The sequence below is a fragment of the Flavobacterium sharifuzzamanii genome, assembly GCF_003254585.1.
Lineage (GTDB): Bacteria > Bacteroidota > Bacteroidia > Flavobacteriales > Flavobacteriaceae > Flavobacterium > Flavobacterium sharifuzzamanii.
Window position 1 is genome coordinate 47,508 of record NZ_QJGZ01000028.1, and the last position, 18,182, is coordinate 65,689.

Annotated in this window: 14 protein-coding genes; 2 read left to right on the forward strand and 12 right to left on the reverse strand. The window is 34.5% G+C overall.

Annotated elements, in window-relative coordinates:
- Positions 1-83: 83 nt before the first annotated feature.
- The 8 genes from DMA14_RS00745 to DMA14_RS00785 all read right to left on the reverse strand — a co-directional run bounded on the left by DMA14_RS00745 (position 84) and on the right by DMA14_RS00785 (position 9,989).
- Positions 84-1,208, reverse strand: a complete 1,125-nt coding sequence (locus DMA14_RS00745; protein WP_111422354.1) for a sensor protein KdpD — start codon at positions 1,206-1,208, stop codon at positions 84-86.
- 213 nt (positions 1,209-1,421) lie between these two features.
- The gene (locus tag DMA14_RS00750) at positions 1,422-2,501 is read right to left on the reverse strand and encodes a porin (RefSeq protein ID WP_111422356.1); all 1,080 of its coding nucleotides are present in this window, start codon (positions 2,499-2,501) and stop codon (positions 1,422-1,424) included.
- A 446-nt stretch (positions 2,502-2,947) separates the two neighbouring features.
- Positions 2,948-3,499 carry a K(+)-transporting ATPase subunit C gene (locus DMA14_RS00755; RefSeq protein WP_111422358.1) on the reverse strand — a complete coding sequence of 184 codons (552 nt, stop codon included), beginning with the start codon at positions 3,497-3,499 and terminating at the stop codon, positions 2,948-2,950.
- 97 nt (positions 3,500-3,596) lie between these two features.
- On the reverse strand, positions 3,597-5,654 hold the full coding sequence (gene kdpB / locus DMA14_RS00760; RefSeq protein WP_111422359.1) for a potassium-transporting ATPase subunit KdpB: 2,058 nt from the start codon (positions 5,652-5,654) through the stop codon (positions 3,597-3,599).
- Between the two features lie 199 nt (positions 5,655-5,853).
- A complete protein-coding gene (kdpA, locus tag DMA14_RS00765; RefSeq protein ID WP_111422361.1) occupies positions 5,854-7,575 on the reverse strand; it encodes a potassium-transporting ATPase subunit KdpA in 1,722 nt (573 codons plus the stop codon).
- A 133-nt stretch (positions 7,576-7,708) separates the two neighbouring features.
- A complete protein-coding gene (gene kdpF, locus DMA14_RS00770; protein ID WP_073418200.1) occupies positions 7,709-7,786 on the reverse strand; it encodes a K(+)-transporting ATPase subunit F in 78 nt (25 codons plus the stop codon).
- 176 nt (positions 7,787-7,962) lie between these two features.
- A complete protein-coding gene (locus DMA14_RS00775; protein ID WP_111422362.1) occupies positions 7,963-8,244 on the reverse strand; it encodes a DUF7674 family protein in 282 nt (93 codons plus the stop codon).
- Positions 8,245-8,633: 389 nt separating this feature from the next.
- Positions 8,634-9,989, reverse strand: coding sequence for a sigma-54-dependent transcriptional regulator (locus tag DMA14_RS00785; protein WP_111422366.1), 1,356 nt, complete (start codon positions 9,987-9,989; stop codon positions 8,634-8,636).
- Between the two features lie 167 nt (positions 9,990-10,156).
- On the opposite strand from DMA14_RS00785, the gene DMA14_RS00790 reads away from it, so the two are divergent.
- Positions 10,157-11,368 (forward strand): polysaccharide deacetylase family protein, encoded by a 1,212-nt coding sequence (locus DMA14_RS00790; RefSeq protein ID WP_111422367.1) that lies wholly within the window; start codon positions 10,157-10,159, stop codon positions 11,366-11,368.
- Between the two features lie 126 nt (positions 11,369-11,494).
- Here DMA14_RS00790 and DMA14_RS00795 read toward each other — a convergent pair whose 3' ends face one another.
- From DMA14_RS00795 to DMA14_RS00810, 4 genes are all read right to left on the reverse strand, one after another.
- Positions 11,495-15,034, reverse strand: coding sequence for an ABC transporter permease/M1 family aminopeptidase (locus tag DMA14_RS00795; RefSeq protein WP_238989899.1), 3,540 nt, complete (start codon positions 15,032-15,034; stop codon positions 11,495-11,497).
- Between the two features lie 4 nt (positions 15,035-15,038).
- A complete protein-coding gene (locus tag DMA14_RS00800; RefSeq protein ID WP_111422370.1) occupies positions 15,039-15,923 on the reverse strand; it encodes an ABC transporter ATP-binding protein in 885 nt (294 codons plus the stop codon).
- 117 nt (positions 15,924-16,040) lie between these two features.
- Complete coding sequence (locus DMA14_RS00805) at positions 16,041-16,247, reverse strand: helix-turn-helix domain-containing protein (protein WP_008466864.1); 207 nt, start codon at positions 16,245-16,247, stop codon at positions 16,041-16,043.
- A gap of 2 nt (positions 16,248-16,249) precedes the next feature.
- Positions 16,250-16,765 (reverse strand): DUF2975 domain-containing protein, encoded by a 516-nt coding sequence (locus tag DMA14_RS00810; protein ID WP_111422372.1) that lies wholly within the window; start codon positions 16,763-16,765, stop codon positions 16,250-16,252.
- A 174-nt stretch (positions 16,766-16,939) separates the two neighbouring features.
- On the opposite strand from DMA14_RS00810, the gene DMA14_RS00815 reads away from it, so the two are divergent.
- The gene (locus tag DMA14_RS00815) at positions 16,940-17,944 is read left to right on the forward strand and encodes an LLM class flavin-dependent oxidoreductase (RefSeq protein ID WP_111422374.1); all 1,005 of its coding nucleotides are present in this window, start codon (positions 16,940-16,942) and stop codon (positions 17,942-17,944) included.
- The last annotated feature ends 238 nt before the right edge of the window (positions 17,945-18,182 follow it).

Here is an 18,182-nt window from a genome sequence, read left to right on the forward strand (position 1 = left end):
ATTAAGCTTTGAACTTAATGAAGCTTACAAAGAGAAAATTAAGTATAGCCTTTATTTTCTTAATATCTTAATGGTTAGAAAAATTACGACAGTATTACAAGATCAACGTTTGACAAAGACAATTTGTTTAGCAAACGTCTGAAAATTGTTGTAGACAAAATTACTTTAAACAAATTAAAATGTGGTTTTCCGATACAGACAGTTGTAATTTGTTTTTGCTCTACCGTTTTTAAAATAGCATCTGTAATATTTGAATTTTCCAATTTAATAACCTCAGCGCCTAATTGCACAGCGAGTTTAAAGTTATTAATTAAATGTCTTTGTTTGTCGAGTGCAATTCTGTTACTGCTTTCTTTTGGCGTTTCGACATACAAAACATACCACGATCCGTTGTAATAACTGGCTAATCTTGCTGCTTTTCTAATAATGATTTTAGCCGTTTTTTCATTACTGCTAATGCAGGCTAAAAGCTTTTCATGTCGCAAAGCATGCAGATTCGGGACTTCACTTTCTACTTTTCGAACTACCTGACTTGCCACTTCTTTCAAAGCCAATTCACGCAATTGCAGAATTTGTTCCGATTTAAAAAAGTTCGCCAAAGCAGTCGGAATTTTATCTGCCGTATAAATTTTTCCTTCTTTGAGACGGGCAATCAAATCTTCTGAAGTTAAATCAATATTTACAACCTCATCAGCCAAACGTAAAACATTGTCGGGAATTCGCTCCTGAACATCAATATTTGTAATACGTTTTACATCTTCGTTTAAACTCTCAATATGCTGGATATTAACCGCCGAAATCACATTAATTCCTGCATCCAAAATCTCCAGAACATCCTGCCAGCGTTTTTCGTTTTTGCTTCCCTCAACATTTGTATGCGCCAATTCATCAACAATAACCACTTCTGGTCTAAGGTTGATGATAGCCTGAACATCGAGCTCATCGAGTTCTTTTCCTTTATAAAAAATAGTCCGCCTCGGAATAATCGGCAAACCCGCCAATAACTCATGCGTTTCCTTCCGCATGTGCGTTTCGATGTAGCCAATTTTTACATCGATTCCGTTTTTCAATAACGAATGCGCTTCCTGAAGCATACGAAAAGTTTTGCCCACACCGGCGCTCATCCCAATGTAGATTTTAAATTTTCCTTTCCGAGACTTCTGAATTAAATCGAGAAAATGCTGTGCGTTGTTATTTTCGTTTTCCATATTTTTTGCCACGAAGGCGCTAAGTCACAAAGTTTTTTTTAAGCCACAGATTAGAAAGATTAGAAAGATTATTTGAATGGCTCTGTGTTGATTTATCTGCCACGAATTACACGAATTTTCACGAATTATATTTAATAAAAATTAGCGAAAATTTGTGTAATTCGTGGCGAAAAAAAATCCTTTTAATCTGTGAAATCTGTGGCAAAAGTATTTCTAGAAACTAATAGCCAATGAAGTTGTCACAAACGTATTCGTATCCGTTGGAAGATTGTCTTTATTTGTGAAAATTTCATCCTTGCTTGAAAGATTTCTCGCTTCAATTCTAAACATAACATTATCAGTTACTAGGTAATCAAAGTTAGCTGAAAAACCGTAAGTTTTAAATCCGTTTGGAGTTTCAGTTGAGATAATCACGCCTTTTTCGTCGCTATAATATTCTCCTCGAGCTGCAAGCTGAATTTTATCAGTTGGTTTGTATTGCAGAATCAAGACTGGCGAAAACCAAGTATCGTATTTGTTACTGTTTTTTGCCGATTGCTGTGAACCAATATCAAAACCAGTTGTCAAATTTACTTTTTCAGCCACTTTAAATTGTCCATAGAAATTATTAAAATAACGCCATTTTTTATCTACATCAGGTTGTTCGTTTCCAATATATGTACTCCAGTTTAAAACAACCCGATCAGATGGTTTGTACGTAACTTGAGTTCCAAATGCAGGTGTTTGATTACCGTCAATTTTCTGAATTCTCTGCCAGCCGTTCAAATACATTGCCGCCAAATACCATTTTCCAGAATCAGAAGTATAGCCAATTTTAACTCCTGCTTCATAATAAGGCGAATTCTCAGCCAAAATGCTTCGGGTTAAAGTCTGACAGTCTTTTCCAATCGCACTTTCAAAACCAATATGCGAAGGCATAATTCCTGCATCAATCCATAAATCATGTTTTTGAGAAATCTTCACACCTACATTCGCTTCATAAACATTCTGTAGTAAATCCTGTTCAGCCGACGTATTATATTGCGTATAAGTTCCCGCCATCAGTGCTAAATTTGCTCGAACATTTCCCTTCGAATAATTCACTTTCGCCAGACCTAAATTCAGGTTTACTTCATTGCTTCGATTATAATTGTAAAAAAATCCTGGTTTTGTATGATTTTCTGGTTTCGCGAAATCATAACTGTAATAAACATCTATATATCCAGAAAACGTAAACGGACTTTTAGATTCTTCTTGTGCGTGTAAATTGCTAAAACCAAAAGCGATTAAAGCAGTAAGTATTATTTTTTTCATTGTGGTATTCTATTATTTGTTTAGTAGATTTTTTAGGAGCTATTTCCCGCTATCCGTTTCAATCTTTTGTGCCGAACCCCGGCACAAAAGGATTTCCACTACTATCGGGGCTAGGGCATTTGGGGTAAAAAGGCGTTTTTGTTTCCTGCAAGGTTTTCAAAACCTTGTAGGTATTATTATAATTTTAGTTTTTCGATTCCAATTCTCGCCACAGTTTGTCATCCTGAGGAACGAAGGATCACACTAGAAGCTCGACAAAGATTGGTGATCATGCGGACGGAGTTTCTCGTGTGATCCTTCGTTCCTCAGGATGACAAACTACACGGTTACTTCATGATAATACTTGATACAGATTTTTCATACCTAACAGGTTTCTAAAACCTGTTAGGATAAAAATCTTAAAACCTTAGCAACTCAGTCCCGAAGCTTCGGGATCAGAACCTTTTCTAGCGAAGCGAATCTACAGCCACATTCAATTCCAGAACATTAACCGTTTCAGGTCCAACAACAGCCGAATTAATTTTAGATTCTACCAAAGCTTTTACTTTAGCTTCATCCAGTTTTCGTTCTTTAGCCACACGTTTCACTTGGATCAAAGCACCTTGTGGAGAAACATTTGGATCTAAACCGCTTCCAGAAGCCGTAACCATATCGGCAGGAATATCAGATTTTTTCAAGTACGGATGAACCAATAAAAGGGTATCAATTCTTTTTTGAACCAAAGCTAAATATTCAGCGTTGCTTGGGCCTTTATTGCTTCCTGCACTTCCCGCAGCATTGTAATCAACAGCCGAAGGTCTTCCCCAGAAATAATTTGATTTATCGAACTTCTGTCCGATTTTTTGATAACCGACAACTTTTCCCTTAACAGAAATAGTTTCTCCTTTTCCTTGATTTGGAGCCACTTGTGCAATTGCATAAATGGCTAGAGGATAAATAACGGCTAGTAAAATAAAAGTAACCGCAGTAAGTTTTAGTATTGAGAATATAGATTTCATTTTTTTTATTTTTAGAGGTTCTAAGGTTCTAAGGTTCTGAGGTTCTGAGGTTCTGAGGAAAAAAAACTTAGTATCTCAGAACCTTAGCACCTTTTGTTTACATAAATAAGGCAACAATTACGTCAATCAGTTTGATTCCGATAAAAGGAACAATCAATCCGCCAAGACCATAAATCAAAAGATTACGTTTTAGAATGGCACTTGCCCCAATCGGACGATATTCAACACCTTTCAATGCCAGCGGAATCAAAATCGGAATGATAATCGCGTTGAAAATTACAGCTGATAAAATCGCACTTTCTGGACTGTGCAAGTGCATAATATTTAAACCTTGAAGCGCAGGAATCGCAGTAATAAACAATGCAGGAACAATCGCAAAATATTTGGCAACATCATTGGCGATTGAGAAAGTTGTCAACGTTCCTCGAGTCATTAAAAGTTGTTTTCCAATTTCAACAATTTCAATTAGTTTCGTTGGGTCATTATCAAGATCGACCATATTTCCGGCTTCTTTTGCCGCTTGAGTTCCACTGTTCATTGCAACTCCAACATTCGCTTGCGCAAGGGCAGGAGCATCATTTGTTCCGTCTCCCATCATGGCAACCAAACGACCTTCAGCTTGTTCTTTTCTGATGTAGTTCATTTTATCTTCAGGCTTAGCTTCAGCAATAAAATCATCAACACCAGCAGCTTCGGCAATAAATTTCGCTGTCAGCGGATTATCGCCAGTAACCATAACTGTTTTGATTCCCATTCGGCGTAAACGCTCAAAACGTTCTTTCATTCCAGTTTTAATAATATCCTGAAGTTCAATAACACCTTGAATTTCATTGTTTTTGATTACAACTAATGGTGTTCCTCCGTTAGACGAAATAGAAATTACTTGCTGTGCTGTATCTTCAGGGAAAGAATTTCCAGCTTGTTGCGCAATGTTTTTTGCAGCATCTTGCGCTCCTTTTCGAATGTTGGTTCCGTCTTTTAATACGACTCCAGAAGTTCTGGTTTCGGCAGTAAATTTTATAGTGTGTGAAATATCAGAAGTAGTCTTTAAGAAACTTGCTTTTGTTTCACTTTTCACATCAATCATTTCACTTAACTCTAAAATACTTTTCCCTTCAGGGGTATCATCGGCAAGTGAACTCAAAACAGCCGATTTAACAAAATCATCAAAAGTGATTCCTTTTGTGGGATAAAAATTAGTTGCTTTTCTATTTCCGATTGTTATAGTTCCTGTTTTATCCAAAAGTAAAACGTCAATATCTCCAGCAGTTTCAACTGCTTTACCAGATTTTGTAATTACGTTAGCTCGTAAAGCTCTGTCCATTCCTGCAATACCAATTGCAGAAAGCAGACCTCCAATTGTGGTAGGAATCAAACATACAAACAAAGCAATGAAAGCAGCGATAGTAATAGGAGCATTGGCATAGTCTGCAAACGGTTTTAAGGTAACGCACACAATGATGAAGATTAACGTAAAAGCAGCTAACAAAATGGTCAAAGCGATTTCGTTTGGTGTTTTCTGGCGGCTTGCACCTTCAACCAAGGCAATCATTTTGTCTAAGAAACTTTCACCAGGTTCAGAAGTTACTTTTACTTTAATTTTATCAGACAGCACTTTTGTTCCTCCTGTAACCGAAGATTTATCTCCGCCCGCTTCACGAATTACTGGAGCACTTTCTCCTGTAATGGCACTTTCGTCAATAGTAGCCAAACCTTCGATGATTTCTCCATCAGCAGCAATTAAATCACCCGCTTCACAAATGAAGATGTCGTCTTTTTTTAATGCGGAAGAACTCACTTTTTTAATTTCTCCGTTTGGCAGAATCTGTCTCGCTGGAGTTTCTTCACGAGTTTTACGCAAACTGTCAGCTTGTGCTTTTCCTCTTGCTTCGGCAATAGCTTCAGCGAAATTGGCAAATAAAAGCGTTGCAAGTAAAATTAAAAAAACAATTAAGTTATAAATAAAACTTCCCTGATCGTTAGCGCCCATTAAGATCGAAACGCAAACGGCAAACATAATTGCAGTTCCAATTTCTACGGTAAACATTACCGGATTTTTAACCATCATTTTTGGATTCAGCTTCACAAAAGATTGCACTAAGGCTTCTTTTACCTGTTTACTTTCAAACAATGATGTGGATTTATTAGTTGTCATTTTTTTTGTTGTTTAATTGGCTGAATAGTTTTTAAACACATAGAAACATAGATTTTTACTTTGAGAGAAAGGCGTTTCACTTGCATCAACACACATAGCTATGTGTTAGAAACTAGTTTCTTTTGATTTTCTTTTTTAGGTAAAGAAAAGACTATGTTTCTATGTGTTTAAAATGTTTTCAGCATTGAAAAATGAATTGTTATTTTAAAGTGAAGAATTCCGCTAAAGGTCCAAGTGCCAGTGCTGGGAAGAACGATAAAGCGGCAATAATTGCAATCACAGCAAAAATCATTATTCCAAAAATTGAGGTATCAGTTTTTAAAGTTCCTGCGCTCTCTGGAATGTATTTTTTACCTGCCAGTAAACCTGCAATTGCTAGTGGACCAATAATTGGAATAAAACGGCTTAGTAGTAATACAATTCCAGTAGTGATATTCCAAAACGGATTATTATCTCCTAATCCTTCAAAACCAGAACCGTTGTTGGCAGCGCTCGAAGTATATTCGTATAACATTTCTGAGAATCCGTGATTGCCAGGATTGTTTAACCAACCTGTTGCATTTCCGCTAAACCAATAGCCCATTGCGGTATCATTCGCAGCAAAATAAGAAGCCAAAGCTGTTCCTGCCAAAATCAATAATGGATGAAGAATGGCAATAAAAGCAGCAATTTTGACTTCCCGAGCTTCGATTTTCTTTCCTAAAAATTCAGGAGTTCGGCCAACCATTAAACCAGAAATAAATACAGCTAGAATAATGAAAATGTAAAAGTTGAGGTATCCGACACCACATCCGCCGTAAAAGGCATTAACCATCATCGCTAATAACTGCATTGCTCCAGAAATTGGCATTGCGCTATCATGCATGCTGTTTACCGATCCTGTAGAAATTACGGTTGTAGCAATACTCCAGAAACCTGAAATTGCTGGACCAAAACGAACTTCTTTCCCTTCCATAGCTCCAGTTGTTTGTGCGATTCCCATTTTTGCAATAGCAGGATTCCCATTGATTTCGCTGGAGATTGTCGGAATCACAAGAAGTAAAAATCCAACTGTCATGACACCAAAAATGATGTAAGAGAATTTTCTCTTGTTAAGGAAAAATCCAAGTGCAAAAATCATCGCAAACGGAACAATCATTTGCGCCCAAAGTTCAACAGCATTGGTAAAATAAGTTGGGTTTTCTAATGGGTGAGTAGAATTAGCTCCAAAGAATCCACCGCCGTTTGTACCAATATGTTTAATAGCGATGAAAGCAGCAGCTGGTCCGCGAGAAACCTCAACATGGTCACCTTGCAAAGTTGTAATAGCATCTTTGCCTTCAAAAGTCATCGGAGTTCCACTGAAAACTAAAGCAGTAGCAACAATTACTGAAAGTGGCAATAAAATTCGAGTACAGCTTTTTACAAAATAATTGTAGAAATTCCCCAGTTTGTCTGTGGTTCTTTCTTTCATTGCGGTAAAAACCATTGCAGCAGCGGCGATTCCAACACCAGCAGAAACAAATTGTAAAAACATCAAGACCATTTGCGATAAGTAAGAAACCCCGCTTTCGCCTGAATAATGCTGCAAATCGCAATTGACTAAAAATGAAATAGCAGTGTTAAAAGCTAAATCGGGTGTCATTGACGGGTTATTATCTGGATTTAAAGGCAAAGAACCTTGAAAAAGTAAGATAAAAAAGCAGAGGAAGAACCAAGCCATATTGATACTCAAAAGTGCTTTTAAGTGCTGTTTCCAGTTCATTTCTTCGGCTGGATTAATACCGCTGATTTTAAAAATAAATTTTTCAATCGGATTGAAAATCGGGTCAAGAAGTGTTTTGTTTCCCGTAAAAACTTTAGCAATATATTTCCCTACCGGAATAGCTAAAATAATGGTAAGGATAAAAATACCTATGACACCTATTAATTCTGTGTTCATATTTTATTTGTTAGAAATTATTTAATTTTTAGATTTTTATAAAAACAGGATAAGTACGATAAAGGCTAATGTCCAGACAGCACATGCATACAATAGAGATGTCTTTTTATTTTTATAATTTGACTTTTTCATTTTAAAATTTTTCGGGTTTGATTAATACATAAATCAAATACACGAAAACGGCAATTGAAACAATAAATAGTGCAGTCATGATTTAGATTTTTTCAAAGAATTCAACTGACAGAAAACAAATCGCAAACAGTAAAACTGCTAAAGCGAGAAGGAGGATTGTGACCATGATTATTTTAGATTTTAGATTGTAGACTTTAGATTTTTTCGATTAAACAATTAAACAATTAAACAATTAAACAGTTAACCGATTAAACGTTATACTCCCGAAGTATTAACCTGTTTGGTATATTCTGCTTTAAGCGTTTGAGGGAAAAGATGTGAAATATTACAGTGGCGCATTTCCATAAAAGACGAAACTGAAAAAACATACACATTAGAAATGGCATTTTTAGTTTCGATACTTCCGGTGATGAATAGGCGTTCTGCAAGAGCCAGACATTTTTTCGCTCTTACGATATTGCCAGATATAATAGATTTTTTGGTTATCTCAGCAAACCGTTCGGCTTGTTTGTAGATTGAGGTTACTTGATTTTTCATTTGGAATGAATTTTTAATGTTCTTCCTCTTTATGCCAAAAGATGTTCCGAAAAAATCAGGTTGTGTTTAAAGTGTTGTGAATAAAAGGAATGTAGTTGTGTGCCAAAAATTAGGCATAAAAAAAGCCTATCATTTTGATAAGCTTTTCTCGTTTTGATATGTTATTGTCAAGCTCCGGAGGAGCGAAATATTTATAGAATGGTGTATTCACATTTACCAGAACCCCAGCGGGGCGACATGTTTTTTTAGATTGTGTGGGTGTCGCTCCTCTGGAGCTTTTAATCAATGCGGTTAAAAATTTTGCTATAAGTATGTTGCTTCTCTGAAGCTTTAAAAATTGATGTTGAAATTTACATTGATATCCCCCTATTGATATTGGAATTTGGAATTTAAATTTTGGAATTTTCAATCCCATATTCTTCCAACTTTCTATACAAAGTCGCAATTCCAATTTCTAATAATCTAGCCGTTTCAGCCTTATTGCCTTTAGTATAATTTAAAACCTTTTGGATATGCAATTTCTCAACACTTTGCATGGAGAAAGCCGAAAGTGGTTTCGAATTGTTTTCAGTTTGATATTGCATTTCATAAGGAAGAACATCTGCGCTCAAAATATTTCCATTGCTCAAAATAACCGATCTTTCAATAACATTTTTGAGTTCGCGGATATTTCCTGGCCAAGAATAGTTTTCCAGTTTTTGTAAAAAATCATCAGCAATCTGTAAATCTTTTTTATTCGTTTTTTCTGAAAATTGCTTCACGTAATAATTCGCCAATAGCGGAATATCTTTGATTCTTTCTCGCAAAGAAGGCAATTTGATTTCGAAAATATTCAAACGGAAATACAAATCAGAACGGAAACGATGTTCGTCGCTTTCTGTTTTTAAATCTCGGTTCGTAGCTGCAATTAATCTGAAATTTGATTTTTTTGGAGTTGTGTCTCCAATGGGAATATATTCGCTGGTTTCTAAAACACGCAATAATTTGGCCTGAAGATCAATTGGCATTTCGCCAATTTCATCTAGAAATAAAGTTCCGCCATTGGCTTCTTCAATAAAACCTTTTTTATCTTTTATAGCTCCTGTAAAAGCACCTTGTTTATGACCGAAAAGTTCGCTTTCTAAAATTTCTTTGGTGAAAGTACTGCAGTTTAATGCCACAAAAGATTTCCCAACACGATTACTGTTTTCGTGAATTGCCTGTGCAAAAACCTCTTTTCCGGTTCCCGTTTCGCCCATAAGTAAAACAGTCGAATCGGTTTTGGCTACTTTTTGAGCCAAATCAATAACTTGTTCGATTCCTTTTGATTTTCCAATTATGGTATTGAAAGAATATTTATCATTGATTCGTTTTTCAAGCTGTTGCACTTTTTTTTGCAAATGCACTTTTTCGACAGCTTTATAGAGAAGCGGAATAATTTTATCATTATCATCACCTTTTACAATATAATCAAAAGCGCCATTTTTCATCGCTTGAACGCCGTCAGGAATATTTCCGAAAGCAGTCAGCAGAATAACTTCTGTTAAAGGAAAACTGTTTTTTATGTTTTGAAGAAAATCAACGCCGTTTCCGTCAGGAAGTTTTACATCGCATAAAACGACATCAATTTCGGTTTGTTCCAGTTTCTTAAAACCCGATTTTAAATCTTTGGCTTCAAAAACTTCAAATCCTTCCGATTTTATAATTCTCGCGAGCAGACTTCTCAGTTTTTCTTCGTCGTCTATAATTAAAATTTTGTGTGTCATTTTGCAGATAAGCTAAAACCGAATTTGGTATTCGATGTACAAATTTAGGTTTAAAATTACTTCTCTTTTTTGATTCAGAACAAATTATTTTTAAAGACAGAATCAGTTTTAAAATATTTTTTCAAAAAGAAATGTACTTTTAGATCGCAAAAGAACCAATAAAATTTATGTCAAAACGAATTCTATTTATAATCGCTGCCACAATTTTCGGAAGCTTTAATGGCTTTTCAAACGGAATTATTCAAAAAGATTCTTCAAAACCGAAAAATATTTCATTCAAAATAAAAATGAAATCGGCTGATAAGGTAAAAATTGCCGTTTCTCCTTTAAAATATAACAAACATTTAGCCTATAGTTTTACGCTTGATGATGGCTACAGATCGGCTTATTTAACTGCGTTTCCATTATTGAATGGAGGAAAAATAAGTAATTCATCCATTAACGAATGGAAAATCGATCAAGGCGGAGACGGAACAGTTTCAGAAGGGCTTTTCTATTCGGACGGAATGGGAAATAAAATTCCGTTTAAATTGGCTTTAGCGATAAATGGAGGTTCAATTCGTGATTTGTTAGAAAATCGCGGACATCTTTCGTGGAAAGAAGTAAAAGAAATGTACAATGCTGGTTGGGATATTTTGAATCACGGTTTTCATCACGCTACCAAACATGGAACAAACTACAAAACAGAAGTAACTGAAAATACAGTTTCAATACAGCAAAATCTAGATTTTACGATGTCTCATTTTGTGGTTCCAGGTGGAGAAGGTGATGAGAAATATTATTTGGAATATGAAAAGGAAGCACTTAATAACGGACATTTTTCGGTAGCATCTTATTATGGTGTTGGGCCAGTTTTTAAAGTTGATTCAAAAGTAGATTTAGATAAAATGATTTCTGCCAGAACTTTTGTGCAGAGTTCAAAAGACACAACAAGTTTTAAAACGATGGATAACTATTTAAAAACGATAGATTCTATTGTAAAACAAAAAGATCCGGTTTGGTTTAACGAATTCACACACGGAACGGGAAATACAAACTTGTGGAATCTAAGCATGCGTTTTCCTGAATTCAAATATTACATGACTACGCTTGCCAATAAATACGGATTAAAAGGAAACGATTCAATCTGGATGGCGCCATGGCAGGAAGTCTACGAATACATTTGGTTAAGAGACAGAATTAAAGTCGATTTTCAGCAGAAAAATAAAGAAGTAACGGTTACAATTCAGCTTCCAGAAATTCCAGAAAGTTTTAGAAATCGCGATATTTCATTAAATGTAGAAACTCCATCAAAATTTGAAATCGAATCGAATAAAGATTTGAAAATTAAAGATGACGGTAAAACAACTCATAAGCAGATTTTCATTCAATTAAAATAAAAAATATAGCCACAGATTAAAGGATTTCAAGGATTCATTTTACTAAAGAAAAAATCCTTTCTAATCCTTTTAATCTGTGACAAAAAAAATAATTAGTGGAAATTCGTGTAATTAGTGGCAAAAAAACTAATCAATTTCCTTTTCGTTGTCCTTTATAAAAGTATCGATATTCATTAAAAGAGGATCAATAACAATTCGTTGAGGTTTGTTTTTGATTTTAATTTTGCCTTCAATTAAATTGTTTTTGATTGGAAATGTGTAGCGAAATAACTTTCCGTTTTCATCATAAATTCCAATATCAATTGTTTTATCATTGTCAATTTGCTTTCGAACTCCCGTAGCATTTTCAATATATTTTTCAGAATCAGTTTTAAAGGAGATTTCATATAAATTATTCTTTTTCACACTTTCAACTTTAGAAATCTTAGAAGAATAAGTAATAATCTTTTTAAACATTTCATCCAGTTTTGGATAGAGTTTAGAATCTGTAACCAAATAAATCTCTTTCAATAAATCTTCAGAATCTGGAATTGGGTTAGGATATTTATAATGACTCAAGAAATTATGTAAGGCCAGATTTACTTTTTCTTCTCCAATTAAAACTCTTAGCTGATGCATAACCAGCATTCCTTTATCATAAGGTAAATGTGGAGTTTCGTAATTTGTTTTATATAAAGGAGTTTCGGGTTCATAACTTCGACTGCTCAAATACAAATCCAGATGAATTTTTAAAGTTTCTAAGGCTTTTTCCAAACCATGTTCTTTTTCGTATAACATCAATTCAGTATACTGTGCTAGAGTTTCGGTTAAAATCCAGCTTCCTTCTTTTTGTTCGGGACTGATTTGCGAATTTCCCCACCATTCGTGCGACAATTCATGAGCTGTTAATTGATTGATAATATCTTCTTTATCGCGATTATTCAAGTTGCTGTAAAACCCGAAATTCTCTTTCATAAAAACTGTGGACGGATACGAAGTCGCAGCAAATCCATCCGCGAAAGCAGAAACTTCAGCATAACGAATCGTTTTGTATGGATATTTTCCAAAATTGTTTTGGCAATAATCTAAAGTATTTTTTACATTCTGAATTAGTTTTGCAACGTTTCTCGAATGTCTTTTATCATAAAAAACTTCAATAGAAATGCCTTTATAATTTGTTTTTTGAATTTCATATTCGGCAGAAGAAAAAGCAAATCGAAAAGGAATCTTTCCATTTGATTTATAATGAAAATAATTTCGATCTTCTTTTTTCCAGTTCCCGATTAAATCTCCGACACCAATTGCCGTTTGATTTTTAGAAGTCGAAACCACAGCATCATAATCAACAAAATCATTTGTTGTTTTCGATTTGTCTTCAAGTTTCTTAAGCGGAGTCTGCGGTTTCAAATGCCTTTTTGCCCGTTCTTTTTCACTGCCGATTTCATTCGATTCCTGATAACCAAAAGTTGGAAAATAACGGCTTATTCGCATAAACGAACCATTTTCAATGATAGAATTAAATGCAGTATGACCTTTAAACGGCGACCAAGTTGAGGTAAAAGAAAAACTCATTTTTATTTTCTGGTGAGGTTCTAATGGTTTTTCTAATCGATACCAATAATGCTGAAATTCAGAAACATCATCTAGATTTTTCGCATTCTCAATTTCAACAGAAGTCAGTTTCGAATTTCGATCTATATATAGGAGTAAACTATCGATTGTTTTTTCAGAATTATTGATCAATTCATAAGTGCCTTTTACTTCATAACGATTCTCTTCAGGAAATAAATCAACTTTGCTTTTTACAGAAATAATTGATGGTTGCGCTAGATTGACATATTTTTTGAATCGCTTTTCGTAATGTTCGCTCCAATTGTTAACGTCATCTTTGGTCAAATACGGATATTCAATATTAGTTTTATAAAAAAGATAACTTCCAAAAGCAATGAAAAGAATACTTCCAAAAGCAAAAGTTGTTTTTTGAATAGTATTAAATGAATTTCTACGAATAGCTTTTAGAATAGTAGAATTTCGTTTCCATAAAATTCCAGTCAATGTGAGCAACATCAAAGCAAGACCTAAATTGTAGAGCATTGAAATATGAAACGGAAAAGTATAACTTCCGAAACCATTCAAATCAAAATATTCTCTTTTAAAAGAATCTCCGAATCGAAATAACGGATGCGAAATTCCTAATTGTTCTCCAATTCCAGTACAAAATAAGAGAACAATAAATGCAGAAATTCCCAATCCTAAATATTTGTTTTTGATGAAAGTCTGAATTGCGATTATCAAAATCGAAATCAAAAACAATGGAAATCCGATATAGTAAAACATTGAAAAGTAAAGTCCGGCTTCAATCGGTGCATTTGCATGTATGATTTGAAAAGCAATTCCAATAAAAATGCTAATTCCAATTAAGATCAATGGAATCATAAAAAGTGCTGTCAATTTCGAAAGCAAAACAACAAACTGAGAATACGGTGCTGTATTTTCAAGCATTTCAAATCTCGAATTTTCGCTTCGATTCAATAATTCACTACTATAAAAAAGAGTTATCAGAATCAAGATGAAAGGCAAACGATCCATAATTGTAGAAATCATCAAAGCTGTGTCGGTGATTTTTTCTGCCAGTCTAATTCCTCCGTCAATTTCATCTGAAATCTCAATCATTAATAATCCCGAAAACAGAAGAACAATCAGTAAAAATGGAATTCCTTTTAAAACCAAATAAATATCCATTTTCAAATTGCTTTTAAAAACAGCCCAATTATGCTTGGAAGTTTTAAATTCAAGCTGTTTTGGAATTGCAGTAGAAAACATTTGTGTCTCTTTTTTACTGACTTTAACCGATTTTATCTTTTTAGTTTTTGTTTTTCGAAATGAAAACAATTTATACGAAACAAAAATTAGAAGAAAAGAAACACAAGTCCACAGGATTCGATTGAATAAAAAGTTTCCTGAAAGCGTAAGTAGTTGTGTGTTTTTTTCTATCGATGTCCAATATCTCGTTTGTTCCAAAAAAGCGGCCAAACCAAACGGATCTATTTTTGCTGCCAAAGACATCGCTTTCGCGGAAGACGGAGAAGCATTTGCAAATAAAGGCGAATTTGAAAAAATCGACCCTGCTATATATAATATGTAGATGAATAAGCCGCCAACATAAACAAAAAGTTTACTTCGTGTAAACCAAGAAAGAGTTGCAAGAATCGAAAGGCATAAAAATAGGTTGGGAACAACGATAACCAAATAAGGCCAGATGTAATTTAGAATTTCAAAGGGACCAATCTCGCTTTTAGGAATCCACGACATTTGATGCCCGATAATCATTCCGATAATAAACATTCCAAATGAAGAAACGGCAATTATAAAGGACGTGATAAATTTACTTCCTAAAAAATAAAATTTAGAAATAGGAGTAGAGAAGATTATTGAATCAAATTTGGTTTCATATTCTTTTAAAAAATGCTGTGCAACTTGAAGCGTGGTGGAGAAAATAGTCATTAACGATATCAAACCAATCGCGTAAGTCAGTACAAACGGACTATTTTTATAAGCACCCGAAAACGAAAAGTTAGCAAAAGCACTCACAAAAAATCCTAAAACCAAATAAATAATAAATGTGGCATAAAAAGTCCAGCTTCTGGTATTGCTATGCCATTCAAATGGAATTAATTTAGAAAGCATAACGTTATTTTTTAAGTTGATTTTGAGATAAAATATTAAAGTAAACATCGCTTAAATCTGGAGAAGTCAATTCAAAACCAGAATCTGGGCGTTGATGGGAGAAAACGTGAATATTGATTTTCCCTGAATTTAAGTTGGACGAAATGATGTTGAATTTCGATTGATGCTCTTTCAGTTCTGTTTTCTGAACCGCTTTCATCCAAATTTTATCTTTCAAAGAATCGATTGCTTCATTTGGTTTCCCTTCCAAAATCAATTTTCCGTTGGAGATAATTGCCATTTTTGGACATAAATCGCGAACATCTTCTACAATATGAGTCGATAGAACTACAATAATGCTTTCGCCAATTTCACTCAAAAGATTATTGAAACGGTTTCTTTCCTCAGGATCAAGTCCAGCAGTAGGTTCATCTACAATAATAATCTTCGGATTTCCCAATAAAGCCTGTGCAATTCCAAAGCGCTGACGCATTCCGCCAGAAAAAGAATGAACCGCTTTGTCTTTATGCTGTAATAAATTAGTTTGATGCAGCAAATACAAAATCTGATCGTGACGTTCTTTCTTATTGACGATTCCTTTCAAAACTGCCAAATGATCCAATAGACGATAAGCAGAAATTTTTGGATAAACGCCAAATTCCTGCGGAAGATATCCGAGATTTTCTCTTATAAACATTGGGTTTTCGAGAATATTAATTCCGTTAAACTCGATAACCCCAGAAGTTGGTTCCTGCAAAGCAGCAATTGTTCGCATTAAAGTCGATTTTCCAGCGCCATTCGGACCCAATAAACCAAACATGCCGTTTGAAATTTCAAGCGATAAATGGTCAATCGCCTGCGTGCCGTTCTCATACGTTTTGCTGAGATTTTTGATAGATAAACTGTTCATTTTTTGATTGATTTTTGATGATTATATAAATGATGATTTGAAAATTTTAGGCAATAAAAGTCCAGTCGGCCTCAAAAAGCCGATTTTTATGTTCAGAAAATTTGATTTAAAAGAAAGCTACTCGCTTACATATTCTAAAATATCACCAGGCTGGCAGTCTAGTATTTTGCAAATCGCTTCGAGAGTATCAAATCGAATGCCTTTTGCTTTTCCAGTTTTTAGAATCGATAAATTAGCAGGTGTTATATCTAATTTCTCTGCCAATTCTTTACTCTGCATCTTGCGTTTGGCAAGCATTACATCAACATTTACAATTATTGGCATAGTTATATAAATAAGTCTTGTTCGTTTTGAAGGTTTAAACCTTGTTTAAAAATGGCAGCTAAAAAATAAGCAAAAGCGCCAAGCATTCCATGCAATATGATAAAAAGTGCCACTTCATTATCTAAAGGAACAAAGAAGAAAGCAAAAAGTATAACGATACTCGGAATGAATAAATTGGATATATAAAAACGTTTTAAATGTACAACTCCATTTTGAGTAAACAATTTTGGCTGAAAGAAGACCTTAAAGACATTACTGCTCAGTAAAAAGAAAAGTCCATAAAGACTAAGCGGAGCCAAAAAATCAAAAAGAATGTACGGTAGATTATAATCACCCAACATTAAAGGATGAGTAGTAAACGGGTAACAAACCTGAAAATACTTTCCGTTATCTTTAAATGTTAGAAATAGCCCTGTCACTAAAGTAAAAACCGAATAAGCAGCCAAGAAAAAATAAATTATAGACAAGAATCGGGTGAAATAAAATAATATTCTGGAAACAATATGAGTAGTCTTCATACAATGAGAAATTAAATTGATATTGCAAATGTATAATTAATTATTTTAAAACGATAATTAATTATTAAAAATTAGCTATTTTGAATGACTTTAGAATATTATAATTCTATTAACACTAGAAAACAAAAGGCATTCGCATAAATGGGTTAATTTTGCATTTTAGCCTTAATTTATATGAAAAAACCAATTTCAGTCTCAATATTAGAGCTTGCGATTATCACCCAAGATAGTAACGCAACAGAAACATTCCAAAAAACAAAAGACATAGCGCAATTAGCTGATAAACTAGGATATAAAAGAATCTGGTTGGCAGAACACCATAATATGGCACATGTTGCAAGTACGGCAACTGTGGTTTTAATTGGTTACGTGGCAAGTCAAACCCAAAATATCCGTGTAGGTTCTGGCGGAATCATGCTTCCAAATCATTCGCCTTTAGTAGTGGCAGAACAATTTGGAACATTGGAAACACTTTATCCAAACCGAATCGATTTAGGTTTAGGAAGAGCACCAGGAACAGATCAGCCAACTGCAGAAGCGATTCGAAAAGACTTTTTTGAGCAAGCACAGCGATTTCCGCAAAACGTAAGTAAACTTCAAGAATATTTTTCTTCTGAAAATGCCACAGGAAAAGTTCGTGCATTTCCAGCTGAAGGACTAAATGTGCCAATCTGGATTTTAGGTTCAAGTATGGATAGTGCGGCTTTAGCAGCAGCTTATGGGTTACCTTATGCTTTTGCTGGACACTTCGCGCCAAAACTAATGATTCAGGCATTCGAATTTTATAGAGAAAATTTTCAGCCTTCAGAATATTTAGACAAACCAAAAACAATGGCTTGTGTTAATATCATTGCAGCAGATACAAATGAAGAAGCAGAATTGCTATCGACAAGTTTGTATCAAATGTTCCTAAACCTAATTAGAAATGATCGCAAAGGATTACAGCCGCCAGTTCCATCATTAGATGACATCATGAATGAACAGGAACGTTTCCATGTCAATCAAATGACAGCAGGAACCTTTACAGGAAACAAAGAGCAGCTAGTAACCGATTTGAGAAAGTTTATTGATTATGCCCGAATAGATGAGCTAATGGTGACAAGCTCAATCTTCGATCACCAAGCAAAACTAAAAAGCATTCAAATTACAAAAGAAGTAATAGATGCTTTGAATGAGTAATACATATAATGTATAGTTTTTAAATTATACTATATATAAGAGTAAGTCTCGGTGACAACCCGACAGGTTTTGAAAACCTGTCGGGTTTTTATATTATACACTATATATAGAGGCAGACTGCCGGTCTGAGGGGAGCGAATCGCATCCGGTTTTGGAATTTGGAATTTGAAAGATTGGAATTTTGCGTTTAATTGGGAGCTTCATCCCGCTATCCGCTTCAATCTTTTGTGGCCGAACC